Raw genomic sequence first — 15,102 nt, 5'->3', positions numbered from 1 at the left:
CCGGCTGGTACCCGGAGGGGATTCCACGGGAGGCGGTCATGGCCACGTACATCGTCACCAGCACCGCCGATTCCGTGAGTTCGCCGCCGGCGGGGTCCTTGCGCGAGGCGATCCTGCTCGCCGAGGCGAATCCGGGGGCGGACACCATCGTGTTCGACCTGGCGGATGGGGCGACCATCACCCTGGCCGACGACCTGCCGCAGATCCTGCAGGACCTGGTCATCGACGGGAGCGGCGCTCCGGGCCTGACGATCAGCGGCGCCGGGCTCTACCGGGTGTTCTGGGCCGGCGACGTCAGCGTCGAGATCAGCGACCTGACCATCGCCGACGGCCTGGCCCAGGGCGGGCGCGGCGGCGGCGGCGACGACCAGCGTGGCGCCGGCGGCGGCGGCGCGGGCCTGGGCGGGGGGATCTTCGCGGACGGCGCAGACCTGACGCTCCGCCGCGTCACGTTCACCGGCAACGGCGCGGTGGGCGGCGACGGCGGCCAACGAGGCTCTTCCGGAGGGTTCTTTGGCGGCGGCGGCGGCGGCATGGAGGCCGACGGCGGAGACGCCGACCTGCCGATGTTCATGGGGCCCGGTCGGGGCGGCGGGGACAACGGCGGCGAACCGGATATCGGGCCGGGCGGCGCGGGCGGGGACCACAGCGGCGGCGGCGGCAGCGATTTGTCCAGCGGCGGCGGCGGCGGCTTCGGCGGCGGCGGCGGCGGCGGCGGTCACTCCAGCTCGGGAGGCGCGGGCGGCTTCGGCGGCGGCGGCGGCGGCTCGAGCAGCTCAGCCGCCACCGCGGTCGCCGGCGGCTATGGCGGCGGCGCTGGCGGCTACGCCGCGACCGGCTTCCAGGGCGGCGGCGGGGCGGGCCTCGGCGGAGCCGTGTTCGTGCGCGACGGCGGGACGATCACCCTCGAGGATGTGACCTTCGCCTCAGGCAATTCGGTCGCGGGCGGCGCAGGGTTCGAGACCGGTTCGGCCGAGGGCGCGAACCTGTTCCTGATGGGCAGCGGCCTGGTCGTCTACAGGGTGACGGCGGGGCGGACGGTCACCCTCGGCGGCGGGTTCGAGGGCGAAGGGCCGATGCAGCTCACCAAGACCGGCGCGGGCGCCCTCGTTCTGACCGGCGCGGCGGACGTGCACACGCTGCTCGTCAGCGATGGGGTTCTCCGCGTGACCGCGAATCTCGGGACGACGGACGCCACGGTGACGAGCGGCGCGACGCTGGCCGGGACCGGCGCGGTCGGCGCCGTCGCAGTGCACGGCGGCGGCGCGTTGGCGCCCGGAGCCAGCCCGGGCGTGCTCGACACCGGCGCTCTCACCCTGCTGACCGGCGCCACCCTGGAGGTCGAGCTCGGCGGCGCGGGCGCGGGCCAGTTCGACCGGCTGAACGTCACCGGGACGGTGAGCCTGGGCGACGCCTTCCTCGACATCGTGCTGTTCGGCGGCTTCACGCCGACGGTGGGGCAGAGCTTCCTGCTGATCGACAACGACGGCGCCGATGCGGTGACGGGCGAGTTCGTGGGCTTCGCGGACGGCGTGGCGGCGACGGTCGGGAGCCTGCGCTACACCGTCGACTACCAGGGCGGCGACGGCAACGACGTGGTGCTGACCGTCTCGGCCGTCCCGCCGCCGCCCGGACCACGCCAGATCCCGACCGTCGGCGGCCCCGGGAACGATTTCGCCGTGCTGGACGACGCCGGGAACACCTATGCGGGGGGCGCGGGCGCGGACCTCGTCATGGCCGACGGCGGGACCGACTTCGTCCACGGCAACACCGGGAACGACACCCTCCACGGCGGCTGGGGCGACGACAGCATGCACGGCGGCCAGGGCGAGGACGTGCTGTACGGCGGCGACGGCGCCGATGTCCTGTTCGGCGACAGGGGCGACGACTTCGTGCACGGCGGCGCCGGCGACGACGTGACCGACGGCGGCGAGGGCTCGGATGCGCTGGCCGGGGGGCAGGGGGACGACGTGCTGCGCGGCGGGCAGGGCGCCGACGTGCTCGCCGGCGACCGGGGGGCCGACACCCTCGCGGGCGGCGCGGGGCCGGACGTGTTCCGCTTCATGGCCGGCGGCGGCGCGGACGTGGTGGCCGACTTCGACGCCGCGGAAGGCGACCGGATCCAGGCCGCCGGGCCCTACGCCGCCGTCCAGGCGGGCGCGCACGTCCTGGTGGACTTCGGGGACGGCGACACGGTCATGCTGGAGAACGTTGCCCTCGCCGCCCTGCCCGACGGCTGGATCACGATCTGAGGGCGGCCGCCACCCAGGCCGCGCGCTCTTCGGGCGCCAGGATCCTCGGCGCCGCCACCGGCGCCGCTGTCAACGCCCCCGCGCCACGCTCAGACCGCTTGGTTCACCCGCCTGGCCTGCTGGGTCTCGCGGCCCGGCGGTTGCCCGAACTGGCGACGATACTCCCGCGTGAACTGCGGCACGCTCTCGTACCCCACCTCGTAGGCTGCGACGCTCGGCCTCAGGCCCTTGGCCAGCATCAGGCGCCGCGCCTCGATGAGCCGCAGCTGCTTCTGGAACTGCAGTGGCGACAGCGAGGTCACGGTCCGAAAATGCTTGTGGAAGGTCGACGGGCTCATGCGGGCCGCCGCCGCCAGTCGCGCCACCGGGATCGGCGCGGCGAAGTCCTTGCGGAGGATCTCCACCGCCCGCGCGATCCGCCGCGCCTGGCTCGCGGGAGAGCCCAGCTGGCGAATGGCGGGGCCGTGGCGCCCTGCGAGGAGCCAATAGTGCATCTCGCGCACCAGCTGAGCCTGAAGCACGGGAATGGAAGCCGGCCGCTCCAGCAGGGTGACCAGGCGCAGCGCGGCGTCGGCCGCCTCGGCGTCGGTGGGCTGGAAGCGGAGCGCCGGGCCGGCGTCGACGGCGGCGGCCTTCATCTCGTCGCAGAGGCCGGCGATCACGGCCGCGTCCAGGTCGAGCGCCAACGCAAGGTAAGGCGCGCCGCCGCTTGCCTGGGTGATCTGGCTGACGGTCGGCGCGTCCGCGGTGAGCAGCATGGAATCCCCGGCGCTGAAGGTCAGGGTTCGGCTCCCCATCGTGACCTGCTTGGCGCCTTGCACGACAAGACAGATCAGCGGCCGCTCGATCGCGTGCCGCAGTTCGCCCGTCGAGGTCGTGCGCACGAGGTTCAGCCCCCTGACGGACGTGCGGGCGACGCCCGCCGCGTCAGCATGCCGCTCGGCGTAGCGGCGAACGGCCTCGCGCAAGGCGTGGGTCATGCGGACATCCTTACCGGCTGATCGCGACGGTAGGGCTCGGTCGGAGTTTTAGGCAAGGTTCTCGACGCATCGGGCAACCCGCCCTCGCCCGAAGAGGGGATACGACGGCGGAAACGCCCGCCGCGCAGAGGGACCGCCCATGGCCACGCACACGACACCACGGCATCGCGGCGTCGTCATGACCGGCGAGAACGGCGACGAGGGTCGGAAGGCCTTCTACATCCTGATCGAGGCTCGGCCGGGCCGCGAAGACGAGGTTCTGCAGATGCTTCGGGATATCCGAGCCTGCGTCGAGCACGAGCCCGCCACGGGGCCGTGGTACGCGGTGCGCCATTCACCCACGACCTTCGCCATTTTCGAGACGTTCCCCGACATCGCCGGGCGCGATGCGCATGTGGCCGGCGGGGGTGGCGACATCTTCCGCGAAGTCGCGCGAATGAACCACCTCCTCATCCGCCCGGCGCATGTGCAGAAGGTGGACGTCCTTCTGTCCAAGCAGGTGTTCACCTGGCCGCCCGGCGTCTCCTAGGCGCCAGCTGCCGACTCCCCGACCACCCACTGCAGTGGATGGGTCCAGCCCGGCCCGGCCGAGACCGGACGCCCTCGCCCCCCTCCTCCCCGCCGGCGGTTCTCGCGCTAAGCTGCGGGGGATGGAGTCGTCCCGCGCCCGCCTCGCCCCCCACCGCGAACAGGTCCTGGACCTGGTCGGCCGGCCCGGCTCGCGCTGGCGCATTCCGACGCCGGCCGCGGTGCTGGACCTCGACGCCTTCGAGGCCAATGTCGCGCTCATGGCCGGGCGGGCCCGCGCGGCGGGCCTGGCGCTGCGGCCGCACGCCAAGTCCCACAAGTGCGGCTGGGTCGCGGCCCGGCAGGTGGCGGCCGGGGCGGCCGGAATCTGCTGCGCCAAGCTGGCCGAGGCCGAGGCGATGGCGGACGCCGGGATCGCCTCCATCCTCGTCACCTCGCCCATCGCCGGCGAGGCGCCCGCCCGCCGCGCCGCCGCCCTCGCGCGCCGGCTGGCCGACTTCCGCATCGTCGTGGACCATCCGGACGGCGTCGCCGAGCTGGCCGCGGCGTGCGCCGACGCCGGCGCCGACGCCGACTCCGCCGACGCCGACGCCGACGCCGACGAGGGCGGCGCCGGGAAGCCCGGGGCCGGAACGCCGCTCCAGGTGCTGATCGACGTCGACGTGGGCCTCGGCCGCACCGGCGTCCCCGCGCCCGCCCAGGCCCTGGAGGTCGCCCGCGCCGTCGCCGCCGCGCCCGGCCTGCGCCTGATCGGGCTGCAGGGCTACGGCGGCCACTGGCAGCACGTGAAGGGCGCCGGCGCGCGGGCCATGGCCGTGGCCGAGGGCATGGAGCGCCTGCAGGCCGTGCGCCGCGCCCTGGAGGAGGCCGGGTTCCCGATCGACGTGGTCACCGGCGGCGGCACCGGCACCTTCGCCACCGACGCGGCCCTGGGCGTGCTGACCGAGGTCCAGCCCGGTTCGTACGCCTTCATGGACCGCGAGTACCGCGAGGCCCTGGGCGAGGACCCCGACGGCGCCTTCGCCCAGAGCCTGTCGGTCGCCGCCACCGTCATCAGCGCCAACCATCCGAAGTGGGTGACGGTGGACGCGGGCCTGAAGGCCTTCGCCACCGACGGCCCCCTGCCCCAGCCGCTGACGGCGAAGTTCGCCGGCTGCGACTACCGCTTCTTCGGCGACGAGCACGGCATGCTGATGCGGCCCGAGGCGCCGGTGGCGCGCGGCGAGCGGGTGGAGCTGGCGCCCGGCCACATCGACCCCACCCTGGACCGCTACGACGTCCTCCATCTCGTGCGCGGCGAGGTGCTGGAGGCGGTGGTCCCCATCGAAGCGCGCGGAGCGTCCCAGTGAGCGATCCCGAACGTCCCGCCCCCGACCGGCAGGCCCTCGACCGGCAGGCGCTGGTCCGCGCCGCCGCCCACGAGGTGCTGCTGCGCCGGATGATCCGCGAGCTGGAGATGGAGGTCCCCGGCTTCATCGAGCGCCTCGCCGGCCCCTACGAGCCCTCCGGCCGCCGCGGCGAGGTGTTCGACGCCTTCCTGGCCGAGGTGGACGACCACATCAGCCTGCTGCTGTCGCAGGTGCGCACCGAGATCGACGAGAGCTGAGGCCTCTCCAGGCCGTCACGAAGCTTTGCCCTAACGATCAAGCCGGCGTCATCGACGCCGCCTAACGCCGCTCCACCGCCGGACCTCGCCTTGGGGGCCGTCCGGCGCAGCTGGAGAGTAGGACCATCATGCATCGGAACAGGAAGGCGCTCGCCGCAGGCGTTGCGTCGGGGGTCATCGCATTCGTGTTGCTGGGCGGCGCCGCACGGGCCGAGAACGCGGCGGACGGGCCGGCGGGAGATGCGGTGGACGAGGTGGTCGTCACCGGCTTTCGCGGCTCGCTGGTGGCCGCGCGCGAGCTGAAGCGCGACGCCGAGATCGCCTCGGACGTGATCGTCGCCGAGGACATGGCCAAGTTCCCCGACCTGAATCTGGCCGAGTCCCTCCAGCGCCTGCCGGGCGTGGCCATCAACCGCGAGGGCGGCGAGGGCCGCCGGGTCAGCCTGCGCGGGCTCGGCCCCGACTTCACCCGCGTCCAGCTCAACGGCATGGAGGTGCTGGGCAATGTCGACTCGCCCATGGACAGCCGGGGTCAGACCTCGCGGGACCGGGCCTTCGACTTCAACGTGTTCGCCTCCGAGCTCTTCACCCGGGTCGAGGTGCGCAAGTCGTTCTCGGCCGAGCAGGACGAGGGCGGCATGGCCGGAACGGTCGGCCTCTACACCGCCAAGCCGTTCAACTACGACGGAACCCGCGCGGCGCTGTCGGTCCAGGGCGGGACCAACTCGGCCACCGAGGACCTCCAGCACCGCCTCGCCGGCATGTTCAGCCGCAACTGGGACGATCGCTTCGGCGTGCTGGTCTCGGCCGCCTGGTCGAAGCGCGAGACCGAGGAGCAGGGCTACAACACCTACAGCGCCAGCGCCGTGACCCCGGGCGCCACCGACCTGTCGCCGCTCAGCGCCTCGGACCGGGCCAAGGTGCAGTCGGGGACCCTGGTCTTCCAGCGCGGCAACCGCCTGTCGGTCTGGGGCTCGGACCAGGAGCGCCTGGGCCTGACCGCCGCCGTCCAGTGGCGGCCGATCGACACCCTGACCCTGACCCTGGACGGCCTCTACGGCGAGTTCACCAACGACCGCAGCGAGCTGCACCTCGCCACCCGCGCCTCGCAGGGGTCAACGGTCCTGGGCGGCGCGGTGCGCCACTCGGGGATCACCAGCCCGCCGCCGCGGCTCAACGCGGTCCGCTGGGACCAGCACGACTCGGTGCTCTACGCAGACGTGGACAACACGGTCTTCGCCACCGAGACCCGGCGGCAGGAGACCAAGAACACCTTCCAGCAGGTGGTGCTGGCCGGCGAATGGGCGCTCACCGAACGCTTCCGGGCCAGCGGCCACCTGGGCCACGAGCAGTCGGACTACGACATCCCGATGTCGGACAAGTTCTACACCGAGGCGTTCGGCGGCCTCGTCACCGACTACAGCGCCGACGGACGCGACGCGCGCAACACCTACAGGTGGGACACCACCGACCCGAACAATTTCCGTGCGCACGAGATCGACTTCTCGGCCACCTACCAGAAGACCCGCCTCGACAACGCCGAGCTGAACCTGGCCTACGAGTTCAGCGACGCCGCCACGCTCAAGGTCGGCGGCTCGTTCCGCGGCTTCCGCAACTCGGGCTACGCCCAGTCGGCGGACGACCTCTTGAAGACCGCCTGGGAGACCGGCGCGCTGGACGACCGGGTGAACGACTACTTCCAGGTCTTCGACCGGCACGACGACCAGTCCTGGGTGATCGTCGACTGGGACAAGGCGCTGGCGAGGTACGGCGTCACGCGCACGGTGGGCGCGCCCCGCTCGATCTACGCGGTCGAGGAGGACACCACCGCCGGCTACGCCCAGCTCGACTGGCGCGCCGAGCTCTTCGGTCGCACCGTCCGCGGCAACGTCGGCGCGCGCGCCTACGAGACCGAGCTCACCTCGTCGGGCGTCGCCAACGTGGGCCCGGTGACGGTCAGCAACAACTATTCGGGCGTGCTGCCGGCGTTCAACGCGGTGATGGAGCTGACGCCGCAGGTCCAGGTGCGGGTCTCGGCGGCCCAGAACATCAACCGCCCCTCGCTCACCGCCTACGCCATGAACGGCTCGGTGAGCCGTGACGCAAACTCGGGCTTCGTCACGGTCAGCATCGGCAACCCCGAACTCGACCCCTACACCTCCGACGAATTCGACGCCGCGGCCGAATGGTACTTCGGCGGGGTCGGCCTGCTGGCGGCCGGGGTGTTCCACAAGAGGATCGACGGTTTCGTGGTCAGCGAGCGCGTCACCGACGTGCCGTATTCCTCGACCGGCCTTCCCGACAACCTGCTGCCCGGCGTCGCCGGCTCGGCCAACGTCGACGAGTTCACCCGGCCCATCAACCTCAACGACGCCGAGCTCACCGGCTTCGAGCTCAGCCTGCAGACCGACTTCTTCTTCCTGCCGGGCTTCCTGCAGGACATGGGGGTGGTGGCCAACGTCACCTTCATCGACTCGAAGACCACCTATCCGAACGGCCAGACGGGGCCGATCTGGGGGATGAGCGACGTCACCCACAACGTCACGCTCTACTACGAGACGGCGAAATGGGGCGCGCGGGTGTCGTCCAACTACCGGTCGGACTATCCGATCGACCAGGGCGGCTTCCGGTCCACCACCTACGTGGACGCCGCGGCCTTCTATCAGCTCACCGACAAGATCCGGCTGACGGTGGACGCCATCAACCTCACCGACGAGCGGGAGATCCAGTTCAACGGCGCCCAGGCCAAGCGCCTGTGGAACGAGACCTCCAGCGGACGCACCGTCTTCGTCGGCGCGAACGTCCAGTTCTGATCGACCCTGCCGGACACGCCGCCCGTCCCTCTGCGGGGGAGACGGGCGGCTAGTCCAGCGCCCGCTTCAACAGCTCCAGCGCGGCGGCGGCGAAGGCGCGCATGTTGGCGCTGCGGTCGGCCTCGCCCGTCTCGACGGTGACGACGGCCTCGACCGGTCCCGAGATCGCCACGCAGGTGTGGCCCGGCGCATCGCCGTAGGGGTTGCCCGTCGGCCCGGACGCGCCGGTCTCGGAGACGCCCCAGGTCGCGCCGAACCGCTCGCGGGCGTTGCGGGCCAGCAGCAGGGCGTAGGGCTCGCTGGCCGAGCGCATGCCGGCCAGGGCCTCCTTCGGGATCTCGGTCAGCAGCACCCGGGCCTTGGGCGTGTAGACCACCGCCCCGCCGAGGTAGTAGGCGCTGGCGCCGGCCACGCTCAGCAGCGCCGCCGAGACCAGCCCGCCCGAGGAGCTCTCGTTGACGGCCACCCGCTCGCCGCGGGCCTTGAGCCGATCGCCCACCTCGGCCGCCAGCCGTTCCAGCTCTTCCATCCGCGTTCCCTCCCCCTGCCTCTCGACGTACCGCGCCTTCGGCGGCCATGATGGCCCGATTGAAGACACAAGAGCATACTGCGGGAGGATTTCGATGGACGCCCAATCCCAGTGGACGGGCCTGGACGCGGGCCGCCTGGAGCGGATCACCGACCACATCGAGCGCAACTACATCGAGCCGGGCAAGATCGCCGGCTGCCAGGTGAGCGTCGCCCGGCACGGCCACCTCGCCTACTTCCGCTCGTTCGGGCTGATGGACCGCGAGCGGAACAGGCCCACGCGCGACGACACGATCTACCGCATCTATTCGATGACCAAGCCGATCACCTCGGTCGCGCTGATGACGCTCTACGAGCAGGGCCATTTCCAGCTCAACGATCCGGTCAGCCGCTTCGTCCCCTCGTGGAAGGACCACCGCGTCTGGACCGCGGGCGAGGGCGATACGATGTCCACCGAGCCCGCGCACCGGCCGGTCAGCTTCCGCGACGTGCTGACCCACATGGCTGGCTTCACCTACGGCGGCGGGCTGCCGGGCGTGGGCGTCCAGCACCCGATCGACCACATCTACCGCGGGCTGAAGGTCCGCTCGTTCGGCAGCCAGGACAGCATGCAGGTCTTCCTGGACAAGCTCGGCCAGGTGCCGCTGCGCTACCAGCCGGGCACGGCCTGGATGTACTCTCTGGCGACCGACGTGTGCGGGGCGCTGGTCGAGCTCATCTCGGGCAAGCCGTTCGCCGAGTACCTGCAGGAGACGATCTTCGAGCCGCTGGGGATGAAGGACACCGCCTTCTTCGTGCCCCCGGAGAAGCAGGACCGCTTCGCCGCCAACTACCAGCGGATGCCCGACAAGACGCTGAAGCTGATCGACGATCCCGAGACCAGCCACTACCTCGCCGATCCGGGGTTCAAGTCGGGGGGCGGCGGGCTCGTGGGGACCAGCGCCGACTACCTGCGCTTCTGCGAGATGCTGCGCCGGGGCGGCGAGCTGGACGGCCAGCGGGTGATTGGCCCGCGCACCCTCGAGCTGATGCACATGAACCACCTGCCCGGCGGCCAGGACCTGACCCAGGTGGCGCTCGGCACGTTCTCCGAGACCGCCAACGAGGGCGTGGGCTTCGGCCTCGGCTTCGCCTCCACCCAGGGCCAGGTGCAAACCGGAACGCTCGGCGCCGGCGACTACTACTGGGGCGGCGCGGCCTCGACGATCTTCTGGGTCGACCCGAAGGAGGATCTCTGCGTCGTCTTCATGACCCAGCTGATGCCGTCGGGGACCTTCAACTTCCGCGGCCAGCTGAAGAGCATCGTGTACAGCTCGATCATCGACTAGGCGGCCGGGCGGGGGTATAGCCCCCGCCATGCCCATGGCCCTCGAAGACTTGGAAGCCGCACTGCGCGAAGGCTTCCCCGACGCCGACATCCAGATCCAGGACCTGGCCGGCGACGGCGACCACTACCGCGCCCGCATCGTGTCCAAGGCCTTCGCCGGTCTGCCGCGCGTGCGCCAACACCAGCTGGTCTACGCCGCGCTGAAGGGCAGGATGGGCGGCGAACTGCACGCGCTGGCGCTCGAGACCTCCGCCCCCGGCTAGCGCGCCGTCCTGACACGCTTGACCCTGAGGGTCCCCGTCCCTAGCTCTTGGCCAGCCAATTTGCGCCGAAAGGGCGAGCTGATGACCGACGCTGCGACCGCCAATCCCGTGCACGAGTGGATCGCCCAGGCGGTGGCCGACCACCCCGTGATCCTGTTCATGAAGGGCGTGCCCGAGCAGCCCCGTTGCGGGTTCTCCGCGGTCGTCGTGCAGATCCTCGACCACCTGGGCGTGGACTTCACGGGCGTCGACGTGCTGCAGAACGAGCAGCTGCGCGACGGCATCAAGACCTACTCGGACTGGCCGACCATCCCGCAGCTCTACGTGAAGGGTGAGTTCGTCGGCGGCTCCGACATCGTCCGCGAGATGTTCCAGTCGGGCGAGCTGAAGACCTTCCTGTCCGAACAGGGCGTCCTCGAAGCGTGACCGCGCTGCTCGAGCCGCCGGAGGGCCGGCAGGTCTTCCGCCTGACGTTCGAGCCCACGCCAGACGATATCGACGAGAACGGCCACGTGAACAACGTGGTCTACTTGCGCTGGGCCCAGGACATGGGCGTTGCGCACTGGAAGAGCCTGGCGCCGCCCGACGCGCAGGCCACGTGGGCGTGGGTCGCCCTGCGCCACGAGATCGACTACCGGCGGGCCCTGCTCCCCGGCGAGACCGCCCAGGGCCGCACCTGGGTCTCGGGCGCGGCCGAGGGGCCACGGTTCGACCGTTTCATCCGCATCGACGGCCCCGACGGCCAGATGTGCGCCCAGGTCCGCACGACCTGGGTGCTGATCGAGCAGGCCACAGGCCGGCCGCGGCGCGTCCCGCCGTGGATGGTGGAGATGTTCGCCTGAGGGCGTGAACCATAGCGGCGGTCGCGGGTTCGGGTCCCTTAGGGGCTTCCAACCATCTGACGGCCTGTGTCGATCAACACCTTCGTCTCCGATCTCATCGCGCGCCTGGACTGGATGCCGCCCTGGATTCTGGGGCTGGTCGCCATCGCGCTCGCCCTCGCCGCCGCCCTGGGCGCTCACGAGCTGCTGGTCAGGGCGGTGCGCCGGGGCCTGCGCCGCCGCAGCGAGTTCACCCGCTCGCTCGTCATCCGCACGCGGGGGCCGGGCCGGCTCGCGCTGATGTTCCTCGCGGCGAGCTGGGTCGTGCGGGTCACCCCCATCTCGGGACGCGAAGCCGCGCTCATGCAGCACGGGCTGCTGGTCGCCTTCATCATCCTCTGCGGCTGGGTGGTGATGACGGCGCTCGACATCGCCTCGGCGATCTACATGCGTCGCTACCGGGTGGACGTGGCCGACAACCTCCTGGCCCGCAAGCACCTGACACAGGTTCGGATCCTGCGGCGGGCGCTGGCCGTGCTGGTGATCCTGCTGACCGCCGCCTTCGCCCTGATGACCATTCCGGGGGTCCGGCAGCTTGGGGTCAGCCTGCTCGCGGCCGGCGGCGCGGCCGGCATCATCGTGGGCCTGGCGCTGCAGCCGGTGCTCTCGAACATCATGGCCGGCATCCAGATCGCCCTGACCCAGCCGATCCGCATCGACGACGCCCTGATCGTCGAGGGCGAGTGGGGCGTGGTCGAGGAGATCACCTCGGCCTATGTGGTCGTCCGCATCTGGGACAAGCGGCGGCTGATCGTGCCGCTGAAGTACTTCCTCGAAAAGCCGTTCCAGAACTGGACCCGCACCACCGCCGACCTCATCGGCGTCGTCCTGCTGTACCTGGACTATTCCACCCCGCTGGAGCCCCTGCGGGCCAAGCTCAAGGAGATCGTCGAGGCCTCGCCGCTGTGGGACCGGGAGGTCATGGTGCTGCAGGTCACCGACGCCCGGGAGCGGACGATGGAGGTGCGCTGCCTCGTGGGCGCCCACAACTCGGGCGCGGCGTTCGACCTGCGCTGCGAGGTGCGCGAGAAGCTGATCGCCTTCCTGCAGGAAACCTATCCCCACGCCCTGCCGCGCGACCGGATCGACGTGCGCCCCGTCAGCGCCGACTTCGACGGCCTGCAGCCCGAGGACACGCCCCAGCGGATGCAGTAGCGGTCATTCGGTTTCGTCGGGAGGGGCCTCCTCGGCCTGGCCCGCCGCCTCGGCGTCGGACTCCGACGCCCCTTCGAGCAGCGCCCGCGCCCGGGCGGCGTAGCCGCCGCCGTGGGGATTGTTGATCACCGCGGCCAGGACCTTCCGCGCATCGTCCTTGCGTCCGACCTTCAGGAGGGCGAGCCCGGCCCTCACAGAGTTCTCCTGCACGGACGGCGCCAGGGCCCGCGCCTCCAGCAGGACGGTCATGTCATTGTCGGTGGGGAACTCCGGCTCCACGCTCCGCGCCAGGCCGTAGGCGTACAGCGGGCGGAAGTCGCGCTTGTCGAGGGCGTACGCCTTGGCCAGGAACGGCCGGCCGGCGCGGAAGCGCTGCTGACGGTTCTGCGGCTCGCGCAAGCCCGCCAGCACCTGGCCCATGCCGGCGAGCAGCACGGTCTCCAGATCGTCCGGACGGGCCGCCAGCTGGGCCTTCATGATCGCCTCCCCCGCCGCGACGTCGCCCATGACGTACTCGGCGCGGGCCAGGGTGCGCTGAGCGAATGGGTCGTCCGGCAGGCGCGCGGCGCGCCGCCGCACACTGTCGAGGAAGCCCTGGTCGAGCCGGCCGGTCCGCGAGAACAGCAGGCGCACATGGTCCAGCAGGAATTCGTCGGCGCTGGGCTGCAGGCGCGTGACCGTCATGGCCGGCGGCGTCTTCAGCGGGTCGCGCACGAGGTAGAGCTGCAGCTTGTCGTAGCGGCGCAGGACCCGCGTCAGCTCGCGCGAGTCCATGCCGGTGGCCGCCTGGAACGCTTCGACCGGCGGCGCGCCGCCCGCGATGGCGGTGATCGCCTTGTCGAGCTGGGCCGCCCGCTCTCGGTCGCTGTACATGTAGTGCGCCAGCAGCCAGGCCTGGGAGTAATAGGCCGCCGTATCGCGCCGGTGGGTCTCGGCCGTCGTCTTGGAGAAGACCTCCTCCCACGGCAGCCAGCGGGCGAGGAAGACGGCCGCCGCCCGCTGGGGATTGTAGCCGCCGACCTTCACCCCCTCGTCCGTGATCTCGGCGGTCATGAAGTACTCGGCGAAGCCCTCCACGAACCAGGCCGGATAGGCGGCCGGGAAGTTCTCCAGCATGAAGTGGTGGGCGTATTCGTGGAACAGGACGTCGTCGGCTTCGAGGCTGCGCTCGGTCGCCACCGCGGCGATCACGCCCTCGTTCGACGCCGCATAGAAGCCGTGGACCCCGGCCCCGAGACTGGGCCGCATGCGGCGCAGGTCGCGCAGGCCGTCCACCAGATAGACCTGCACCTTCGTCGCCGGGACCGTGTCCAGGGTGCTGGGATGGAACAGCCGCAGCATGGCGTCGAAGGTCTGCAGCTTGAGGGCGTAGTCGCGCACCTCGCCCTCGCGCCCTTCGCCGTAGACCACGAAGCGGTCGGTCTCGGCCTTGTACCAGGCCGCCTCGGCGTTCGCGGCCGACGCCAGCACCGCCAGGCCGGCCACCGCCCCCGCCACGATCCGCCGCAGCATCACGCCCTCACCCTGAAGTTGCGCCGACCGAAGATACATCGGCCCGGCCGGCTGTCGAGCGGCGGGACTTAAGGGCCGGTCCAGGCCAGCAGGGGGTTGAGCAGGAACACAGGGGATCTGCGTTCGAGGCCAAGCTCGCGCCAGGTGAAGCTGAGATCCACGTGTCCCCTCGCGAACGACCGGCAGGGGTCGAGCCGGCGGCGACCGAAGGCCAGCGTCACCGCCTCCCCCTTGCGCTCCACGTAGAACGCGAAATCGGCCTTGGCCGTGCAGCCGTTCGAGGCGACGCGGATGGTGAGCCCCTCGCGCGCGGCGTCCGCGCGGTAAAGCGGCTCGAGCTCGGCCAGCGCAGCGCTCTGCGGGGCCAGGATGCGCGGCGGCGTGGTGGCGCAGCCCGCCAGGGCCAGGGCCGCCAGGACGAAGACTCTGCGGTTCATTCCCCCGATCATACGCAGGGATCATACGCAAAAGGCCCCGGATTTCTCCGGGGCCTTCGCGAAACTTCGGAAATTCGGCGGCGTCTTACGACGCGTAGAATTCGACCACGAGGTTCGGCTCCATCTTCACCGGGTACGGCACTTCGGCCAGTTCCGGCGCGCGGACGAAGGTGGCGCTCATGCCCTTGGCGTCCAGGGTGATGTAGTCAGGGGTATCGCGTTCCGACGACTGCAGCGCTTCCAGGACCAGGGCCATGTTGCGCGAACGCTCGCGCACCGAGACCACGTCGCCCGGCTTCACCCGGTAGGACGGGATGTTCACCCGCTTGCCGTTCACCAGGACGTGGCCGTGGTTGACGAACTGACGGGCGGCGAACGGGGTCGGCACGAACTTGGCGCGATAGACAACCGCGTCCAGGCGCGACTCCAGCAGCGCGATCAGGTTCTCCGAGGTGTTGCCCTTGCGGCGCGCAGCTTCCGTGTAGATGCGGACGAACTGCTTCTCGGTGATGTTGCCGTAGTAGCCCTTCAGCTTCTGCTTGGCGCGCAGCTGCAGGCCGAAGTCCGAGACCTTGGACTTGCGGCGCTGGCCGTGCTGGCCGGGGCCGTAGGCGCGGCTGTTGACCGGGGACTTCGGGCGACCCCAGATGTTCTCGCCCATCCGGCGGTCGAGTTTGTACTTGGCGCTATGGCGCTTCGACATATTGCACTCTCTATCGACCCGAGCCGGCGCTGCCGTCATGGCGGCGCGATTTCAACGGCGGCTTCGCATCATCCCGTCATAGGCTCCCGACCGCTCGGGTCGCCCCGGCGGTTGGAA

15 protein-coding genes are annotated in these 15,102 nt (G+C 71.2%); 10 read left to right on the top strand and 5 right to left on the bottom strand.

Annotated features, from left to right (window positions below; genetic code table 11):
• The first annotated feature begins 38 nt into the window (after nucleotides 1-38).
• Nucleotides 39-2,252 (top strand): calcium-binding protein, encoded by a 2,214-nt coding sequence (locus tag PHZ_RS22420; RefSeq protein WP_041373249.1) that lies wholly within the window; start codon nucleotides 39-41, stop codon nucleotides 2,250-2,252.
• 89 nt (nucleotides 2,253-2,341) lie between these two features.
• Here PHZ_RS22420 and PHZ_RS05500 read toward each other — a convergent pair whose 3' ends face one another.
• The gene (locus PHZ_RS05500; RefSeq protein ID WP_012521566.1) at nucleotides 2,342-3,232 is read right to left on the bottom strand and encodes an AraC family transcriptional regulator; all 891 of its coding nucleotides are present in this window, start codon (nucleotides 3,230-3,232) and stop codon (nucleotides 2,342-2,344) included.
• Nucleotides 3,233-3,371: 139 nt separating this feature from the next.
• On the opposite strand from PHZ_RS05500, the gene PHZ_RS05495 reads away from it, so the two are divergent.
• From PHZ_RS05495 to PHZ_RS05480, 4 genes are all read left to right on the top strand, one after another.
• A complete protein-coding gene (locus PHZ_RS05495; RefSeq protein ID WP_012521565.1) occupies nucleotides 3,372-3,761 on the top strand; it encodes a putative quinol monooxygenase in 390 nt (129 codons plus the stop codon).
• A 121-nt stretch (nucleotides 3,762-3,882) separates the two neighbouring features.
• A complete protein-coding gene (locus PHZ_RS05490; protein WP_012521564.1) occupies nucleotides 3,883-5,109 on the top strand; it encodes a DSD1 family PLP-dependent enzyme in 1,227 nt (408 codons plus the stop codon).
• Nucleotides 5,106-5,366: a hypothetical protein gene (locus tag PHZ_RS05485; RefSeq protein WP_041373245.1), complete on the top strand. Its 261-nt coding sequence runs from the start codon at nucleotides 5,106-5,108 to the stop codon at nucleotides 5,364-5,366. The genes PHZ_RS05490 and PHZ_RS05485 overlap by 4 nt, the downstream gene beginning before the upstream one ends.
• Before the next feature lie 128 nt (nucleotides 5,367-5,494).
• Nucleotides 5,495-8,179, top strand: coding sequence for a TonB-dependent receptor (locus tag PHZ_RS05480; RefSeq protein ID WP_012521563.1), 2,685 nt, complete (start codon nucleotides 5,495-5,497; stop codon nucleotides 8,177-8,179).
• Nucleotides 8,180-8,228: 49 nt separating this feature from the next.
• Here the strand turns inward: PHZ_RS05480 and PHZ_RS05475 are convergent, their stop codons facing one another.
• Nucleotides 8,229-8,708: a CinA family protein gene (locus PHZ_RS05475; RefSeq protein ID WP_012521562.1), complete on the bottom strand. Its 480-nt coding sequence runs from the start codon at nucleotides 8,706-8,708 to the stop codon at nucleotides 8,229-8,231.
• Nucleotides 8,709-8,802: 94 nt separating this feature from the next.
• On the opposite strand from PHZ_RS05475, the gene PHZ_RS05470 reads away from it, so the two are divergent.
• From PHZ_RS05470 to PHZ_RS05450, 5 genes are all read left to right on the top strand, one after another.
• The gene (locus PHZ_RS05470) at nucleotides 8,803-10,035 is read left to right on the top strand and encodes a serine hydrolase domain-containing protein (RefSeq protein ID WP_041373243.1); all 1,233 of its coding nucleotides are present in this window, start codon (nucleotides 8,803-8,805) and stop codon (nucleotides 10,033-10,035) included.
• 28 nt (nucleotides 10,036-10,063) lie between these two features.
• A complete protein-coding gene (locus PHZ_RS05465) occupies nucleotides 10,064-10,297 on the top strand; it encodes a BolA family protein (RefSeq protein WP_012521560.1) in 234 nt (77 codons plus the stop codon).
• An 81-nt stretch (nucleotides 10,298-10,378) separates the two neighbouring features.
• Complete coding sequence (gene grxD, locus PHZ_RS05460; RefSeq protein WP_012521559.1) at nucleotides 10,379-10,723, top strand: Grx4 family monothiol glutaredoxin; 345 nt, start codon at nucleotides 10,379-10,381, stop codon at nucleotides 10,721-10,723.
• Complete coding sequence (locus PHZ_RS05455; RefSeq protein WP_012521558.1) at nucleotides 10,720-11,139, top strand: acyl-CoA thioesterase; 420 nt, start codon at nucleotides 10,720-10,722, stop codon at nucleotides 11,137-11,139. Before grxD ends, PHZ_RS05455 begins: the two co-directional genes overlap by 4 nt.
• A gap of 66 nt (nucleotides 11,140-11,205) precedes the next feature.
• Nucleotides 11,206-12,333, top strand: a complete 1,128-nt coding sequence (locus PHZ_RS05450; protein ID WP_012521557.1) for a mechanosensitive ion channel family protein — start codon at nucleotides 11,206-11,208, stop codon at nucleotides 12,331-12,333.
• Between the two features lie 3 nt (nucleotides 12,334-12,336).
• Here the strand turns inward: PHZ_RS05450 and PHZ_RS23010 are convergent, their stop codons facing one another.
• From PHZ_RS23010 to rpsD, 3 genes are all read right to left on the bottom strand, one after another.
• Nucleotides 12,337-13,845: a tetratricopeptide repeat protein gene (locus PHZ_RS23010; protein ID WP_041373242.1), complete on the bottom strand. Its 1,509-nt coding sequence runs from the start codon at nucleotides 13,843-13,845 to the stop codon at nucleotides 12,337-12,339.
• 68 nt (nucleotides 13,846-13,913) lie between these two features.
• Nucleotides 13,914-14,282 (bottom strand): hypothetical protein, encoded by a 369-nt coding sequence (locus PHZ_RS05440; protein WP_012521555.1) that lies wholly within the window; start codon nucleotides 14,280-14,282, stop codon nucleotides 13,914-13,916.
• 85 nt (nucleotides 14,283-14,367) lie between these two features.
• Nucleotides 14,368-14,985, bottom strand: coding sequence for a 30S ribosomal protein S4 (gene rpsD / locus PHZ_RS05435; protein WP_012521554.1), 618 nt, complete (start codon nucleotides 14,983-14,985; stop codon nucleotides 14,368-14,370).
• Nucleotides 14,986-15,102 lie beyond the last annotated feature (117 nt).

Source organism: Phenylobacterium zucineum HLK1 (genome assembly GCF_000017265.1).
In the GTDB taxonomy this organism is placed as follows: domain Bacteria; phylum Pseudomonadota; class Alphaproteobacteria; order Caulobacterales; family Caulobacteraceae; genus Phenylobacterium; species Phenylobacterium zucineum.
The sequence above is the reverse complement of the archived record's forward strand: the minus strand, read 5'-3'. Positions and strand labels throughout refer to the sequence as shown.

Coding starts and splice junctions, on each gene's coding strand:
- PHZ_RS05495 (WP_012521565.1), top strand. CDS start 3,372: ATGGCCACGCACACGACACCACGGCATCGCGGCGTCGTCATGACCGGC.
- PHZ_RS05475 (WP_012521562.1), bottom strand. CDS start 8,708: ATGGAAGAGCTGGAACGGCTGGCGGCCGAGGTGGGCGATCGGCTCAAG.
- PHZ_RS22420 (WP_041373249.1), top strand. CDS start 39: ATGGCCACGTACATCGTCACCAGCACCGCCGATTCCGTGAGTTCGCCG.
- PHZ_RS23010 (WP_041373242.1), bottom strand. CDS start 13,845: ATGCTGCGGCGGATCGTGGCGGGGGCGGTGGCCGGCCTGGCGGTGCTG.
- PHZ_RS05490 (WP_012521564.1), top strand. CDS start 3,883: ATGGAGTCGTCCCGCGCCCGCCTCGCCCCCCACCGCGAACAGGTCCTG.
- PHZ_RS05465 (WP_012521560.1), top strand. CDS start 10,064: ATGCCCATGGCCCTCGAAGACTTGGAAGCCGCACTGCGCGAAGGCTTC.
- PHZ_RS05500 (WP_012521566.1), bottom strand. CDS start 3,232: ATGACCCACGCCTTGCGCGAGGCCGTTCGCCGCTACGCCGAGCGGCAT.
- rpsD (WP_012521554.1), bottom strand. CDS start 14,985: ATGTCGAAGCGCCATAGCGCCAAGTACAAACTCGACCGCCGGATGGGC.
- grxD (WP_012521559.1), top strand. CDS start 10,379: ATGACCGACGCTGCGACCGCCAATCCCGTGCACGAGTGGATCGCCCAG.
- PHZ_RS05440 (WP_012521555.1), bottom strand. CDS start 14,282: ATGAACCGCAGAGTCTTCGTCCTGGCGGCCCTGGCCCTGGCGGGCTGC.
- PHZ_RS05480 (WP_012521563.1), top strand. CDS start 5,495: ATGCATCGGAACAGGAAGGCGCTCGCCGCAGGCGTTGCGTCGGGGGTC.
- PHZ_RS05470 (WP_041373243.1), top strand. CDS start 8,803: ATGGACGCCCAATCCCAGTGGACGGGCCTGGACGCGGGCCGCCTGGAG.